Source organism: Rhizobium sp. WYCCWR 11146 (genome assembly GCF_013591995.1).
GTDB lineage: Bacteria > Pseudomonadota > Alphaproteobacteria > Rhizobiales > Rhizobiaceae > Rhizobium > Rhizobium indicum.
Genome location: NZ_JACCEY010000015.1, coordinates 250,092 through 265,583, shown reverse-complemented (window position 1 = coordinate 265,583; position 15,492 = coordinate 250,092). Strand labels below are relative to the sequence as shown.

Sequence of the window (15,492 nt, the reverse complement as noted above, 5' to 3'; positions counted from 1 at the left end):
GACTGGACTTTGACCTCTCGGCTGGACACATGCTTGTGACCCGAACGCACTGAACCTTCTCCGTCCAAGAAGACATTTTTGGGACGGCACCTCCTGCACTAGACACAGCAAGGACTTCGAGAATCGATGCCTACCGCGGCGCCAAAGATCCAAGACGCAAGACCAGCAATCATTGGCTTCACTTCGCTCGGGGGCCTGTAAGGGCTCCTCCAGCGCGGTGCGGATGACAGTGTCCAAGGGCGTGCGCCGGTTTGTCGCCTGGTAGGCCGCTAGCAAAGACAGGCTCCAGCATTCGCCAATCGCGGCAGTGCATGATCGAGGGTAGGCGCACATGACCGGTACAGCACTTTCGCCTAAAGACGCGGCGCAAAAGGCGCAGCAGGCGCGAGCGATTCGCGAGTGTCTCGACCGATACATCCCCGAAGGCCAGCCTGTAGCGCTTCTGCAGTTCCCGTTCGACTTCAATGTCGGCAACCACATGATGTGGGTGGCCGCCATGGACTATTTGAAGCAACGTAATGCGCCCATCGCCTATACGGCGCATGGGCATAACCTCGATCTTCAGCAAATGATTCGCGCTGTGGGAGACGGCACGATACTCTTCTCGGGCGGGGTCACGGTCTCGCGCCTATGGCCGCGCCACGCAGAGGTCAAGCGCATCGTCGCCGAGGCGTGCCCCCGTAATCGCCTCGTGTCGCTGCCGTCGACCATGCTGTTCGTCGACGACGAGGACCGCCGCGAGGCGAGCACGCTCTTCGGAAATCATCGCAATGCTGTACTTTTGGCCAGGGACCCGGTCAGCGCTGAGTCAGCGCGCAACGTATTCCCCGGCAACGTCCATGTGGAGACGGTCCACGATTCCGCGCTGCTGCTCCCGCCGCAGCCAAGGCACGCTGCGCCTGATCACGATGTCATCTGGCTCGCCCGCGACGATATCGAGGGCGTCGGATCCCTCGCGCCAAGTGACGTCGAAGTGTTCGACTGGACGCACTATGATTCCGCGGGCATGCGGATCCTGTTTCCAGGGCGCTTTTTCTCCCGCGTCCGCCAACTGGCGCCAACGCTCCGTTCGATCGTCAATAGGCAGATTGCCGGCAGCTACGATCGCTTTGCGCGCTACGTGCTCGCGAGCGGCAACCGCAGGCTGGATACCGGTAAGGTGCTGGTTACTGACCGCATGCACCCACACATTCTCTGCGCCCTGCGTTCGCAGCACAGCGTGCTGCTGCCCGACCGCTTCGGCAAGAACCGCGCTGTGTACGAGTACACAGGTCGGAACTACAGCACCGTCCACTGGGCCGACACATATGAGGAAGCCCTTGAGATTGCGCGTACCGTCGCCCGGAGCACCCCGGTCTAGCGGCTGTTGAAGAAAGCGACTGAAATGCTCTTGCGATGAATCAGATCAACATTTTTCAGCTCTTCAGTGAGGCTGCGACCGATCCAGTGAGTACTTGCCTGGCCCTGGGATTTTGGCTTCGCTGTTTCTTCTGCCTCAGCCGTCAGGGTTGAGATGTACCTGACCTTTCGATCGTCTTGTACCTCCAACAAGACATAGCTGGACACCACGGCCCGATGAATATTTCTCACGAGAACTGCACCGCATTAGCACTGTAAGCGTAAGCGAGGAAACAACGTTGGAAGGTGTACGCAAACAGCTGAGTGTCGGGGCAATGTGGACCGCCGGCGGACGCGTCGTCTCAAATCTTCTGGGCGTGGTTAGCATGCTGGTACTGGCTCGACTGCTATCACCTGCCGATTTCGGCCTAGTGACCCTCGCGACTATCGTCCTTTCGATCATCGCGGCCATAACCGAACTTTCGCTCAGTTCGGCCCTCATCCAGCACAAGAGCCCGCAGCGAGAACATTACAATACGGCCTGGACACTAAACATGCTGCGCGCGGCGGCGATCGCCGTCCTGCTGGTTAGCGCAGGTTATCCCGTCGCATGGGCCTATCAGGACGACCGTCTGATCGGCATATTCTTCGCGCTTGGAGGCGGCGCGCTGATCAGCGGCCTCGTGAACCCCCGGCTTGTGGACTTCCGGCGGCGCCTTTCCTTTCACCAAGAGATATTCATCGAGCTGATCAACAGGGTGGTTGGCGTGGTCGTCGCCGTCGTCATCGCCCTGATTTTTCGCAGCTACTGGGCGCTCGTGATCGGCACGCTCGCCTCGCAGGTGGCCGGTGTGATCATGTCGTACGTCCTGCTTCCTTATTTGCCGCGCATTTCGTTTGCTCACTGGAGAAATCTGTTCTCGTTCTCCGGGTGGGTGGCGCTCAGCTCCGGCCTCAATGAGCTCAACTGGCGCGCCGACCAGCTTGCGCTTGGCGCCATGCTGGGCGCCGCCCCTCTCGGCCAGTACACCGTAGGCGACAAGCTTGCCTCGCTGCCAGTGCGTGAAACGACGGCGCCGATTGCAAGCTTGCTCTTCCCAGTCTTTGCACGGCTTCAGGACGATCCTGAACGCCTGCGGCATGCATTCCTTCGATCCCAAGGCCTGCTTGTTGCGGCGGCGCTGCCGGTTGGCATTGGGTTCGCGCTGGTTGCCGAGCCCTTCGTCAGCATGGTCCTTGGCCCGGCGTGGTCCTCGGCCGCGCTGGTGGCTCAGGTGTTAGGCGCGGTCTTCGCCATCATCGCCTTTAAAATGCCGGTGACTCCCTTGGCAATGGGCCTCGGCTGCACGCGGTCGCTGTTTCAGCTTGACCTCGCTTTCATCTTCGTCCGCTTTCCCCTGATTTTCGCCGGCCTGGTCTGGGGTGGGCTGGTTGGTCTTCTGTTCGCGCGATGCATCAGCGCCGCGATCGGCATCCTGATGTATGTCTTCCTGGCGAGGCGTCTCACCGGCGTGTCAGTGAGGGCTCAGCTTCTCGCCTGCTGGCGTTCGATCGTCGCCGCGCTGGTTATGGCTGGCTGTGTCTGGGGCGTCGGCCTCATGATCACCGACAGGTCAGAGTCCCTGCAACTGGCGATCATGATACCGATCGGCGGGATCGGCTATTTCGGGGCAAGCTTCGTACTTTGGCTGGCAAGCGGCAAGCCTGCAGGCCCCGAACGCGAAGCGTTGGATTTGCTCCAGTTCGTTCGCCGCGGAGAATTTCGAACGCCCGCGTAATCCAGCTACCCTGAGTCGGCACGTAGCGGCCCAAGAGACACACCGCCGAAGCCGCGTGTACGCGCGTTGGACGGGAAGTATTCCAAGGCGAAGCAGCCCATGGAAACTCCGACACCAGCCGCGACCAGGCACATGACATTGCTATTCCGATGTTCGGTTACAAAAACCATGCCGGCATCGACCGAGCGCACGGCTTCATCCGGGGGTGGACGGTGACGAGTGCGAGCGCCCATGACGGCGCCCAACTCAGGAATGTCGTCGCCAAGGACAATACGGCATCGACGGTGTGGGCCCACAGCGCCTATCGCTCGAAGACCAACATCGCTCCTCCACAGGCGAAATCAGTGAAGATAAAACGAATATAAATCTACTGAGAATCGCCAAATGATAGGGCGTTTCGATGCCTGTCTCGACAGAAACTCAAGCCCCCAGGACGGCCTTCTCGATGTCTTCGACGGAGTGGCCGGTGAGCTCCTTGGGGATTTCAAGCAGGAGTTTTGCAGCAAGAAACTTGTGGTAGTGCTTACGCAGTTCGCCCAGCGAACGCGGCGCGGAAATGATAGCCAGATGTTCGATCTCGCCCACGAGCACTTGCTTGTTGAGGTACTGCGCGATGCCTGCGGAGAACCCGTCTTCGGCGAGCTGGCTTTCATCCGGATTTGCCGACGTGCTTCCGTGACGTCCACCGGAGCCTTTGGCTTCATCCACAATCGATACGCCATGTATGAGGGACAGACTTAGCTCCGTACCCGACCCGTTATTGCGATAGAGGTCTAGCTTCTCGCCGTCAGTGACGGCGACGACTGTGCCTTGCGGTAATATCATTAGGGATTCCTGTGAAGATGGCGCTACTCACGAGGGATTTCGCGAGCGGCTACTCCAGCTAGGCAAACTCGGATGAAGACGCATTGTTCCGGAAGCGACGTTTCGCTCTTCCTGCCGACACCATCGTCATCCGGCCGGCGATCACTTTCGATAGAATCTCGATCCGTTGCAGGTCGCGCTCGCTCATCGCTATCAATCCCATCCGCAATCTCCACCGTCATCAAACCCGGGGAGTGTGACATTCCAACTTTGCAGAAACAGGACACTTCAACTTTGCGGCTACACATAAATTTGCGGCGTAACGGATATTATGGAACTTGCGAGTGCTACTGTCTCGAAGCGAGACTTCGTTGATTGAATCAGCTGACGACGCTGGTCGAACGGCGTAGCAAACCTGAAATGAAGGATTGGCCTGGCGTGGGTGAATTCGCGGTCTACATCTCCACACAGCCGGTGTTGTCACATTTTGTTGCATTGCAAGATGCGCTCGGCGGGACTACCAAAAAGGCCTCAATGATTGCGAAGAATTCGCCGATTTGACTAGCAAGTCATTGAAATGGCATGAATAAGATTAGCGAAGAGGCCTTCCTGCATTACTAAAACTTAATTTGCCCTGTGCAGCTCGATGGCCTTTCCTGTGCTATTTGTTAGCGGCTGCAGCATTTAAGGAAAAGCGCCCCGTGAGTACTATTCCGACAGAGAAAACCGTGCTGGTGTTTCAGGGCGGTGGTGCTTTGGGTGCCTACCAGGCCGGCGCTTACGAAGCTTTGCATGAGGCTGGCATCCGCCCCGACTGGCTGGCCGGGATATCTATCGGTTCGATCAACTCAGCCATCATTGCCGGAAGCCCCGTCGATCAGCGTGTCGATAACCTAAGGACCTTCTGGCATCGGGTCTCGTCCGGACTGCCCGGCCATTTTCTCGGCAATGGCAATGCGATGCGCAAATGGTTCAACGAATCCTCCGCTTTTCTGGGGTCTTTGACCGGCGTTCCCGGCTTTTTCACGCCGCGCGTCTTTGCGCCATGGAACATCCCGGGCGATCCGATGGCCGCGATCAGCCTTTACGACACCGCGCCGCTGCAGGAGACCCTCGCCGGTCTGGTCGATTTCGACCTGATCAATTCAGGTGCCATCCGTCTGAGCCTCGGCGCAGTCGATGTTGTTAGCGGTAACTTCAATTATTTCGACAACCGCGATTGCGCGTTTTCGCCCAAACACGTGGCCGCCTCCGGGGCGTTGCCGCCGGGTTTTGCGCCCGTCGAGATCGACGGCCGCTATTATTGGGATGGAGGTATCGTTTCCAACACGCCGCTGCAGCGCATTCTCGGTGGTAGCGAGTTGGAGACAGATCTTTGCATCTTCCAGGTCGATTTGTTCAGCGCCAAGGGCGTGCTGCCGAAGGATGTCTTTGACGTGGATGCCCGCGAGAAGGAAATCCGTTTTTCCAGCCGCACGCGGCTCAACACCGACCAGTTCCGCAAGCTTCAGTCGGTGCGCATGGCGGCCAAGAGGCTGACTGAAAAGCTGCCGCCTGAGCTGAAGGACGATCCTGATGCGAGGCTCCTTGAAAAGATCGGCAATGATTGCGCCGTCACCATGGTGCACCTGATCTATCGGCATGCCGCGTATGAAACCGGATCTAAGGACTATGAGTTTTCGCGGCTCTCCGTGGAGGAACACTGGAAGGCCGGCCATGACGATGTGGTCGAGACGCTGAACCATCCAGATTGGCTCGACCGAACGCGTCCGACCAATGGGATACGGATTTTCGACCTTGCCGAGCAACGCCTGCGTGGGAAAAAACCATGAAAATTGAAGATGTCGTTCGCAATGCCTTTGCCATGCCGCTGACCAGTCCATCCTACCCGCCCGGGCCGTACCGGTTCGTCAATCGCGAATATATGATCATCACCTATCGCACCGATCCGGAGGCCCTGCGCCGGGTCGTGCCCGAACCGCTGCAGTTCGATGAGCCGCTGGTGAAATACGAATTCATCCGCATGCCGGACTCGACCGGCTTTGGCGACTATACCGAATCCGGCCAGGTCATCCCGGTGACCTATCAAGGGGTCCATGGCGGTTACGTGCATTCCATGTATCTCAACGACGACGCGCCGATCGCCGGCGGACGCGAAATCTGGGGCTTTCCGAAGAAACTGGCCGAGCCATCGCTGACATCCGTCAAGGATGCGCTGGTCGGCACGCTCGACTATGGCGGTCAGCGCGTCGCCACCGCAACGATGGGCTTCAAGCATCGGTCACTCGACGAGGCGAAAATCCTCGAAAGCCTGAAGCAGCCGAATTTCATGCTGAAGATTATTCCACATGTCGATTGCACACCGCGCATCTGCGAACTGGTGCGCTACTATCTGGAGGATCTGACGGTGAAGGGCGCGTGGGAAGGACCGGGCGCCCTGGCGCTGTTTCCGCACGCGCTGGCGCCGGTCGCCGATCTGCCGGTGCTTGAGGTCAAATCCGCCGTCCATATTCTCTCGGACCTGACGCTGGGCCTCGGCGAAGTGGTCCATGATTATCTTGCAAAATAAGGAGTCGAACCATGAAGCTCAGGGACAAGGTCTGCATCGTCACCGGCTCGGCCAGCGGTATCGGACTGGCGATCGCCAAAAAATACGTTTCAGAAGGTGCCAAGGTCGTCATCGCCGACCTTAAGCTCGAGGCGGCGGAAGCGGCGGCCAAGGACTTGACGGCTGCGGGCCCGGGCGAGGCGATCGGTCTTGCGATGGACGTGACCAGCGAGGAAGCCGTGAATGCCGGCGTCGCCGCCGTCGTAACCAAGTGGGGCCGGGTGGACGTGCTCGTCTCCAATGCCGGCATCCAGATCGTCAACAAGATCGAGGACTACGCCTTTTCCGACTGGAAGAAGATGCTCGCCATCCATCTCGATGGCGCGTTCCTCACCACCAAGGCTTGCGTTCCACATATGAAGGCGCAGAAGGGCGGCGCGATCATCTATATGGGCTCGGTGCATTCGCATGAGGCTTCGCCGCTGAAATCGGCCTACGTCACCGCCAAGCACGGCTTGCTCGGCCTTGCTCGCGTGGTCGCCAAGGAAGGCGGACCGGATGGCGTGCGCGCCAACGTCATCTGTCCCGGCTTCGTCCGGACGCCGCTCGTCGACAAGCAAATTCCGGAACAGGCAAAGGAACTCGGAATTTCCGAAGACGAGGTCATCAAGAAGGTAATGCTCGGCGGCACGGTGGATGCACAGTTTACCACGGTCGACGATGTCGCCGAAGTGGCGCTGCTGTTTGCCGATTTCGAGACCAATGCTCTCACCGGCCAGTCACTGGTCGTTAGCCATGGCTGGTACATGCAGTAACGGTCTCGCTGAGGCATCGCATGTGGGTCCGTCAAGGCTCAACGCTGTTGAATGTGCCGTCGATGCCGCGTTGCCTGCATATGGGAAGACCTTCGGCTTCGGTCCATGTCGCGCCGGGAGCCGGGGCCGCAACTAGATCGGTTCCGTTTTTCTCCGAGTCACGGAATGCTCTAAGGTGCGACCATCGTCTTCAGACTAGCCGTCATGGGGGATCCGGATGAGATAGCCGGCCGGCTCGGTCAGAAAAAGAGCGGCGCACACCGGGCATGACCGCGGCTTACTCCGCCGCCGGCCCGTAGAGACCAAGCTGTTCGAGAAGCGCCCGCTGCCGGCCGGCATTTTCGGCCAGCAGACCGGTATAGCGATCGACGATCCGGTCGCGGTGGCTCGCGTCGGAGACAACGGAGAGCGCGCCGACGATCGCCGCGACCTTTTCCGAGGTCCGCCGCAATTCGTCCAGCAGTTCCGAATTGCCGCTGATCTCGCTGACCACCCGCTTCGTCACCCTGCCGATTCCGGCCGGTGTGCGGCCGCCTGCCGAGACGTACCCGTCCGGCAGATCACCCTTCAGATTGGTGACCGACTTGAAGCGGATGACATCGAAGATCTGATCGACCGCCTGCTTGGCGCCGGTCACCCGAGAAGGATGGTCGGTATCGGCGGCGGCGTGCGGCAGCAGTTCCAGCTTGCCCTTATGGCGCTCTTCGAGCGGCAGATAGGGAACCATCGGTCCGCTGAGCTTGCCGGTCTCTGCATCCTTGAAGAGATCCGCGTCGATTGCCGCATGGGCAATCTTTCCTGATGACAGCGCCCGGTCGAGCGCCGCTGCATCGACGACCTCGCCCCGGTCGTAGTTGACCAGCACCGCACCATCGTTCATCGTGCCGAGAACCTGTGTGTCGACCACCCCTGCGTTGGAGTAAACGCCTGTCACAGCATCCAGCCGGCCGAGACCGATATGGACGGAGAGCACGTCGGCGGCGGTTGCCGCTTCAACCGGACTTGCGGCGTAATCGAAGCCTTCCGACTCGATCCAGCGCTGGTGATGCTGGCGCGCGTAGATCACCACCTTCATGCCGAAAGCCTTGGCGAGCTTGGCGACTTCGCGACCGATATTGCCGTAGCCTAGAATGGCGATTTTCCGGCCCTCCAGCTTGGCGGTCGGGAAATCCTTGAGCTGGCGCCCGGTATCAAAGTCGCCGTTGGCGACCATCTGGTGCAGCCTGTCGACGGGCAGGTCGGGAACAACCTTGAGGATCGCCTTCACCGCCATCTGGGCGGTCGCCCGACTGTTGATGCCGGGCGTGTTCATCAAAGGCGCCTCGCCGCCCTCGCCGTTGCCGCCGCCCCAGGAGGCTGAGCCCATATTGCCGGTACCCGCGCCGATGCGCACGCCGCCGAACGGGAAGACGGAAGCCTTCGGGATGAAGGTCGCCGCCGCGATCAGCGCGTCATACTGGCCCTTGTCCGTCTGCGGCAGGATTTCGGCCTCGGTGCTGAGATTTGGCTGGTAGAAGAAATGGATGCGGCCCTTTTCCAGCGCCGCCCTGTCGTCGATCGGGCCGGCATGGAAGACGCCGCCCTTTTCCTCGACATAGGTCCTGATCTCGCTGTCGTCGGGCTCCCCATCGGCGCCGAGGCGCAGGCCGACCAGATCGGCGATCAGCACCGTATAGGCGTGTTCGGGATCGTCCTTGCGGACCATCGCGCCGGCCTTCACAGGCGCCGCGAACGTGACGCCCTGCTTTGCCAGTTCCTCCTCGATCACGACGATCTTGGCGCGCAGATAGGCATATTGCAGGTTCTCCAGCAGCGCGACGACATCGGTCGGCTCGCGGATGCCGCCGACCCAGGCGCGGTAGTCGCCGGGCGTTCCCGGGAATGCGTTGACATAGCGCGCCGCGTCGAGGCCGGGCTCGAACGCGTCGTTCGGATGGGTAAAGCCCTCATAGCCGAGCAGTTGCTTCGAACGAGCGATGATGCGGGCATGGATCGCAGGATCGGTTATGCCGGCGTCCTCCACCTTTAACAGTGTCACCGCCGCGCCGCGCCGCTCGGCATCGGTGACGGTGAGCGAAAACAGCGGGTGCGACTCGACCCAGCCGTCGATCACCGCCCGATTGGCCGCAGACCGCTTGTTGAGCTCGACCACCGAGCCGACCCGCGCCTCGGACTGCAGGAGGCCGAAGGTGGTTTCGGCAAAGGCAAGCGCGCTGTAGGTATTGATGACGCCGCCGAGCATGCGGTCTTCCGCTGCATCGTAAAACGGCCCGGCATCCACGGATCGCTTGGCTGAAAGCGGCTGCCGGGCATCGATCGGCGGCGCGATCTTGAGCTGGCGCGGGATCGCCCAGGACGGATCCTGCTGGTTTTTCTCCACGAGCGCCAAAGCATGCGGTGTGAAGGAGGCGACGAAATACCCCGACACCCCGCCGATCGCCTTCTGGAACGGCATGAACAAGCAGCATTTCGCCATTACGGCATCGACCAGCTCGGGCTCCCAAGGCATGGCGCCCAGCATCGACGTCGCGTCGAACACTGCATGGCGGTTTGCCGGATCGCCATCGATCCAGTTCAGCAGCTCGTGGATCTCACGGCTGGTATAGGCATTGGCGCCGGTCGTCTCGTGGCCGACGCCGACGAAGATCGACACGCCGAGAGCGGAAAGCTCGGCGGCCGTCGGAATCACACCCTCGGAGGCGGCAAAATGAATGCGGCTTTCGCAGCCCTTTTCGGCGAAGCGCTGCATCTCGATGAGCTGTGTGGCCCAGGACTGACGGAAGAAGCCTGCCGCGCGGGCCGGATCGCTTTCCGGGCGCGGCGTATCGACGTAGACGCGCTGCGAGGCGTCGTTGGCGTTCATCAGGTGCTGGACGCAGACGGTATAGCCACTGTGACCGCCGCCGAGTCCCACAGCCATCCGGTTCGCCTTCGGGAAGTGGAAATAGCGGTGGATCGCCCGCATCATGTCGGTCAGAATTTTATCCGCCGGGTAGCCGCGGTGCATGCTGCGGGTAATTTCGGCGGTGGTGAAGCCGCCGATATCGTTGCCCTTGTCGTCGAACTTGCGATAGGTCTTCTCGATCCATGTATCGAAAGCGATGCGCCGCAGGCGGCTATCCACTTCGTCGGTGGTCGCATCCGTGATCGGACCGACGCCGAAAAACGGATTGGACGGCAGCTTCGGTGATCCCGACTTCGTCAGTCGGAGCGCTTCAAGTCGCTGTTCCTGCATCTGCTCGATATTTGTCATGATCTGCCTATCGGATTGAAAGGAAGGTGGGCAAGGCATTGTAGGAGCGGCCTTGCCCGGAAGAAGAACTCAAAGCGCCCCGTCCGGCGCCATTCGCGACGTTTGGATAGCGCGACCGATCAGCGCTTTGGGTACGGCAGATCCGGGCCAGCCTGCATCACCGATTATGCCACCCGATACTTGCGTCCAATCAAACTATCTGGAAACCGTGCGCCAGCGGATCGCGGTCATCGACGAATATTGTGTTGTGCCCGATGATTCTAGCCCAGCCGCCGACGCTTGGCTTGATGCCCTTGAACGGGCCGACCATGGTCTCTGCCTCGACGCGGCCTTCAAACACGGTGCCGATCAGGCTCTGCTGGCGGAACGTGTCTCCAGGACGCAGCCGTCCTTTGCCGTGTAGCTGCGCCATGCGCGCCGATGTTCCGGTGCCGCCCGGCGAGCGGTCGATCGCCTTGTCGCCGTAGAAGACCGCGCCGCGTCCGTCGGCATCCGGCCCACTCACATTGTCGCACCAAAGAGCATGATGGAGCCCGCCTATTCTTTCGTCTTCGGGGTGCACCGGATCGCAGATCGTGGCCAGCGCGTCGCGCAGCTTACGGCTGAGATCGACGATGTCTGCAGCCGTCATGCCATCAAGGCCCTGCCAAGCGTCCTGCGGCTCGACGACCGCATAAAAATTGCCGCCATAGGCAATGTCGACCACCAGCTTTCCCAGACCCGCGACGTCGACTTCGACATCCGCCGCATGGAGATAGCTCGCGACGTTGAACATACGGACGGATTCGACAAATTCGCCAGGCTTGTCGTAGGAGATATCGACCCTTCCCGCCGGCGTCTCGATGGACAGCCGACCTGGGATGCGAGGCGTCACCAGCCCCTCCTCGATTGCGGCGGTGACAAGTCCGATAGTGCCCGCCCCGCACATTGGTAAGCAACCGCTGACCTCGATGAAGATCACCGCGAAATCACAATCCTCGCGGTAGGCGGGATAGATGATCGCGCCCGACATGATGTCATGGCCGCGGGGCTCGAACATCAAGGCTTGGCGAACCCAATCATGGTCGCGGACGAAAAGCTCGCGGCGCTCGGCGATCGGGAGATGCGGCAGCATCGGGCCGCCGCCTGCGACCAATCGCACGGGATTGCCGCAAGTATGGGAGTCGATACAGAAGAAGCTGCGACGCATGAGTTTTCCTTTCGATCAGGCCTTACACGCCAAGATTGCGGCGGCCCTGCAAGGCGCCCTTCGACAGGCGGTCGAGAAGGATAGCGACCGCGACGATGGCCAGTCCTGCCCTCAGACCCAACCCCATTTCCATGCGCGTCAGCCCGCGGGTGACTTCGGCACCGAGGCCCCCTGCTCCGACAAGTCCGGCCAGCACGACCATTGCAAGGGAGAGGAGGATGCACTGGTTGAGGCCGACCAGAAGCGTCGGTGTGGCGGAAGGGATTTCGATCTTGAACAGGATCGCCCGGGGCGGGGCACCAGTGGCCTGGCCGAGTTCCAGAAGATCCTTGGGAACCTGTTTGAACGCCAGCGTCGTCAGACGCAGCATTGGCGGAACACCATAGACGATGGTGGCGATGATCGCCGGGACACGGCCCAGACTGAAGATCATGACGGCGGGGATGAGATAGACCCATGGCGGCACGGTTTGCATGATATCGAGCACCGGCCGGATGGCGGCTTCGAATTTTCTGTAACGCGACGCGATCACGCCGAGCGGAAAGGCGATTGCCACTGAAATGATGACCGCGACGGTAACCAGAGCCAGCGTCTGTATCGACGCAATCCAAAGCCCCGTCAAGAAGCAGAACATGAGTGCGACAGCCGCCACGATCGAAACCCTGAGGTTGATGAGGAATGCTGCAAGAAGCACGACCACGACGATCACCGCGTAAGCCGGCGGATAGAGCAGGACAGCTTCAATTCCGCCGAGCACAGCCTCGATGAACTTCGTCACGGCATCAAAGAAGGGGTGGAAATTGGTGTTGAGCCAATCGACCACCGGAGCGAGGTAGGCGCCCGGCGAGAACCGGAAAAGATCAGCGTTCATCTTACACCTGCCTTCGCATGATGCGCAGCGCTTTGCGTGAGTCTGTCGAGAACCATGGTCAGGATGACGATGGCAATCGCAGCGTTTATAGAGGTAGCGATATCAAGCGTGCGAACCGCCCCGTAGATCGTCTCGCCCAAGCCGCCGGAGCCGACGATGCCGGCGATCACGACCATGCCGAAGGCCATCATCAGGCTCTGGTTTATGCCGGCCATCACACTCGGAATGGCGAACGGCAGTCTGATCTTGGTAAACATCTGCCACGGTGTCAGGCCACTCGCCTGTCCAAGCTCGATGAACTCGCGCGGCGTCATGCGGATACCAAGCGACGTAAGGCGGATCGCCGGCGGCATCGCAACGATGACGGTGGCTACAAGCGCCGTCGCAGGGCCATAACCCAGCAGCGCGATTGCGGGAAGCAGATAGATATAGGGCGGCAGGGTCTGGATCAGGTCGAGCATCGGCTCGAGGAACCTGTCGAAGGATTTGACGAAGCCCGCGACGATGCCGATGGGGATGCCCACGGCAAGGGCGAGGATGGTCGCTGTTGCCACGAGCGCCAGGGTGCTCATGGTTTCGGTCCACAGCCCCATGATCGCGCAGACCATGATCGCGATGCCAGCGAGAATGCCGGATGTCAAATTTATCAGCCGCCAGCTCAGCAGCGCCACGATGATTGCGACAACGTAGAAAGGCGGCAGTTGAAGCAGCCAGAGAATGCCTGCATAGGTGCCTTCGAGGACCGACCGCAGGAACTCGAACAGCCACTCGCCGTTGTCGCTGATCCAGCTGAGAGCATCATCCGTCCAGGTATCGAAAGTATCCGTTATGACCGAGGTGTCCATTCGCCTTCTCCCTTAAGCTGGCATCTCTCCGAGAGGCGCTCCGGCTACGCCGCGAAGCAAGCCGCGGGTGGTGACGACACCGATAACGGCTCCGTTCTCGACGACTGCCACGGCGTCACGGTCGGACTGCATGGTGAGATCGATGAGTTCGCCGATATCGGCCTCGGGCGAGGTCTTGAGAAGCGTTTCGACGTCGCAGTGCGGCTGCGCGGCTTTGAACTCGGCGACGGGAAACATCACCGAATGCGCCTTTACCAGGTGGATCCGGGAAATGCCCGCGACGAAATCGGAAACGTAGTCGTCCGCAGGTTTCGTGACAATTTCCTCGGCCGTGCCGACCTGCACGATCACGCCGTCCTTCATGATTGCAATCCGGTCACCGATGCGAATAGCTTCTTCGAGATCGTGGGTGATGAAGACTGCCGACTTGCCGAGCGACTTCGTCAGCTGTCTGAATTCATCCTGGAGCTGCCGGCGGATGAGCGGGTCGAGAGCGCTGAAGGGTTCGTCCATCAAGATGATTTCAGGATCGGCAGCAAGCGCGCGCGCAAGACCGACGCGTTGCTGCATGCCGCCTGACAGCTCGGATGGATACCGGGAGGTCCAGTCAGAAAGACCTACCTTGTCGAGTGCGGCCCGTGCCGTCTTCTCGCGCTCAACTTTGGGAACTCCGCGAACCTCAAGGCCGAATGCGGCATTCTCGATGACCGTTCTGTTGGGAAGGAGCGCTACGCTCTGGAAGACCATACCGATATTGCGCGCGCGCATGTCACGGAGTTCGGCGGGATTGAGCTTGGCGATCTCCTTGCCTTTCACCGTGATCTTGCCGAGACTCGGCTCGATAAGGCGGTTGAGAAGGCGAATAAGCGTCGACTTGCCGCTGCCCGAAAGCCCCATGATGCAGAAGATTTCGCCACGTCGGACCTGCAAACTGGCACCGGACACCCCGACCACGCAGTCGAACTCTTGCAGGATTTGGGTCTTGGACAATCCTCGATCGGAGACGGCCTTGACGGCCGCCGACGCCCGGCCGCCGAAGATTTTCCAGACGTTCTGGCAGTCGACCAATACTTCGTTGGAGTCATTCATCGCAGTGTTCATTTCGTTCCCCGCGGGCCGGTCTGATGCTGGCCTGTTGCTCGTCCATGGTAGAGGATGCGGGCCGCCGACCGTGGCGACCCGCGGTTGGCGTCACTCGCTCTTGATGTTTTCCCAGCGCTTGATGAGATCGGCGTGGCTTTCGGTCCACGCTGCAATGGCCTCATCCATGGTCTTGCCGTCGTTGACTGCGCTGTTCATGGCAGTGATATCGGCAAGCGGAACGTAAATGCTGGCGATGACTTCACGCGCATGCGGATAGTCGGCAGAGAAGCCTTTCTTGCCGATCCAGTAGTAGCTCTGCGGCGGCGGGAAGACACCCTTGGGGTCCTGGAGGAACTTGACGTCGTATTTCTGCATCATCCAGGACGGTTCCCAGATGGTAACGGCGATCCATTCCTTGCGGTCGACCGCCGACTTAAGGGCGGCAGTCATGGCAGCCGTGCTGCCTTCGACCAGTTGGAGCTTGAGGTCATATTCCTTGACCGAGTTGCTGGTGTCGCGCATCAGACCGGAACCCGGCTCGATGCCGACGATCTTGCCGCCAAATTTGTCGGCGTTTTCGTTGAGCTGCTCCATGGAGTCGATCGGCACGTATTTCGGCACGGCGACGCCCTGGAACAGACCATGAGAAACCGGGGAGATTTTCTCGAGGCGGTTCTTGTTCTTGTCCCAGTAATCCTGGGCGACGTAGTCCGTCTGCGAGGCGAGCATCTGGATGTCGCCCTTGGTCAGAGCAGCATAGGCGATGCCCCACTCGGAGAACGGCACGACCTTGACGGTGTAGCCCTTGTCTTCCAGAACCTTCTTGGTAATGCCGGTGATCGGCGTGAGATCCTCCCACGACATCGTTCCGATCGTGATGCTTTTTTCCTCCGCCTGAGCGGACGTCATGGTCATCCCGACCATTGCCGCAGCGCAGAGCGCTTTCCACAAAGCCTTCATTGTTGTTT

Annotated in this window: 14 protein-coding genes and 1 pseudogene; 7 read left to right on the top strand and 8 right to left on the bottom strand. The window is 60.3% G+C overall.

Annotated elements, in window-relative coordinates; translation table 11 throughout:
- Window positions 1-331: 331 nt before the first annotated feature.
- The 3 genes and pseudogenes from HX899_RS09950 to HX899_RS09940 form a co-directional block, all read left to right on the top strand.
- Window positions 332-1,360, top strand: a complete 1,029-nt coding sequence (locus tag HX899_RS09950) for a polysaccharide pyruvyl transferase family protein (RefSeq protein ID WP_062941743.1) — start codon at window positions 332-334, stop codon at window positions 1,358-1,360.
- A 277-nt stretch (window positions 1,361-1,637) separates the two neighbouring features.
- Window positions 1,638-3,116, top strand: coding sequence for a lipopolysaccharide biosynthesis protein (locus HX899_RS09945; protein ID WP_138334170.1), 1,479 nt, complete (start codon window positions 1,638-1,640; stop codon window positions 3,114-3,116).
- Window positions 3,117-3,250: 134 nt separating this feature from the next.
- Window positions 3,251-3,442: pseudogene (locus HX899_RS09940) on the top strand (IS5/IS1182 family transposase); the annotation flags it as partial.
- Window positions 3,443-3,536: 94 nt separating this feature from the next.
- Here the strand turns inward: HX899_RS09940 and HX899_RS09935 are convergent.
- Together HX899_RS09935 and HX899_RS35445 are read right to left on the bottom strand one after the other, a co-directional pair.
- Window positions 3,537-3,941, bottom strand: a complete 405-nt coding sequence (locus tag HX899_RS09935; protein ID WP_062941740.1) for a host attachment protein — start codon at window positions 3,939-3,941, stop codon at window positions 3,537-3,539.
- Window positions 3,942-3,999: 58 nt separating this feature from the next.
- Window positions 4,000-4,128, bottom strand: coding sequence for a hypothetical protein (locus HX899_RS35445; RefSeq protein ID WP_280818223.1), 129 nt, complete (start codon window positions 4,126-4,128; stop codon window positions 4,000-4,002).
- Window positions 4,129-4,295: 167 nt separating this feature from the next.
- Between HX899_RS35445 and HX899_RS09930 the strand changes: the two genes are divergently transcribed.
- From HX899_RS09930 to HX899_RS09915, 4 genes are all read left to right on the top strand, one after another.
- Window positions 4,296-4,481, top strand: a complete 186-nt coding sequence (locus HX899_RS09930) for a hypothetical protein (RefSeq protein WP_171599573.1) — start codon at window positions 4,296-4,298, stop codon at window positions 4,479-4,481.
- Between the two features lie 140 nt (window positions 4,482-4,621).
- Window positions 4,622-5,752 carry a patatin-like phospholipase family protein gene (locus tag HX899_RS09925; protein WP_029875401.1) on the top strand — a complete coding sequence of 377 codons (1,131 nt, stop codon included), beginning with the start codon at window positions 4,622-4,624 and terminating at the stop codon, window positions 5,750-5,752.
- On the top strand, window positions 5,749-6,489 hold the full coding sequence (locus HX899_RS09920) for an acetoacetate decarboxylase (protein ID WP_011649696.1): 741 nt from the start codon (window positions 5,749-5,751) through the stop codon (window positions 6,487-6,489). The genes HX899_RS09925 and HX899_RS09920 overlap by 4 nt, the downstream gene beginning before the upstream one ends.
- Before the next feature lie 11 nt (window positions 6,490-6,500).
- Complete coding sequence (locus tag HX899_RS09915; RefSeq protein ID WP_138334167.1) at window positions 6,501-7,283, top strand: 3-hydroxybutyrate dehydrogenase; 783 nt, start codon at window positions 6,501-6,503, stop codon at window positions 7,281-7,283.
- Window positions 7,284-7,560: 277 nt separating this feature from the next.
- Here the strand turns inward: HX899_RS09915 and HX899_RS09910 are convergent, their stop codons facing one another.
- From HX899_RS09910 to HX899_RS09885, 6 genes are all read right to left on the bottom strand, one after another.
- Window positions 7,561-10,536, bottom strand: coding sequence for an NAD(P)-dependent oxidoreductase (locus HX899_RS09910; protein ID WP_181292355.1), 2,976 nt, complete (start codon window positions 10,534-10,536; stop codon window positions 7,561-7,563).
- A gap of 190 nt (window positions 10,537-10,726) precedes the next feature.
- Window positions 10,727-11,725, bottom strand: coding sequence for a 4-hydroxyproline epimerase (locus tag HX899_RS09905; protein WP_138334163.1), 999 nt, complete (start codon window positions 11,723-11,725; stop codon window positions 10,727-10,729).
- Between the two features lie 22 nt (window positions 11,726-11,747).
- On the bottom strand, window positions 11,748-12,596 hold the full coding sequence (locus HX899_RS09900) for a proline/glycine betaine ABC transporter permease (RefSeq protein ID WP_180196318.1): 849 nt from the start codon (window positions 12,594-12,596) through the stop codon (window positions 11,748-11,750).
- Entirely contained in the window at window positions 12,593-13,441 is an 849-nt protein-coding gene (locus tag HX899_RS09895) for a proline/glycine betaine ABC transporter permease (RefSeq protein WP_138334161.1), read from the bottom strand. The genes HX899_RS09900 and HX899_RS09895 overlap by 4 nt, the downstream gene beginning before the upstream one ends.
- Before the next feature lie 12 nt (window positions 13,442-13,453).
- Window positions 13,454-14,542: a glycine betaine/L-proline ABC transporter ATP-binding protein gene (locus tag HX899_RS09890; protein ID WP_138334160.1), complete on the bottom strand. Its 1,089-nt coding sequence runs from the start codon at window positions 14,540-14,542 to the stop codon at window positions 13,454-13,456.
- 90 nt (window positions 14,543-14,632) lie between these two features.
- On the bottom strand, window positions 14,633-15,484 hold the full coding sequence (locus tag HX899_RS09885; RefSeq protein ID WP_062941731.1) for a glycine betaine ABC transporter substrate-binding protein: 852 nt from the start codon (window positions 15,482-15,484) through the stop codon (window positions 14,633-14,635).
- Between the last annotated feature and the right edge of the window lie 8 nt (window positions 15,485-15,492).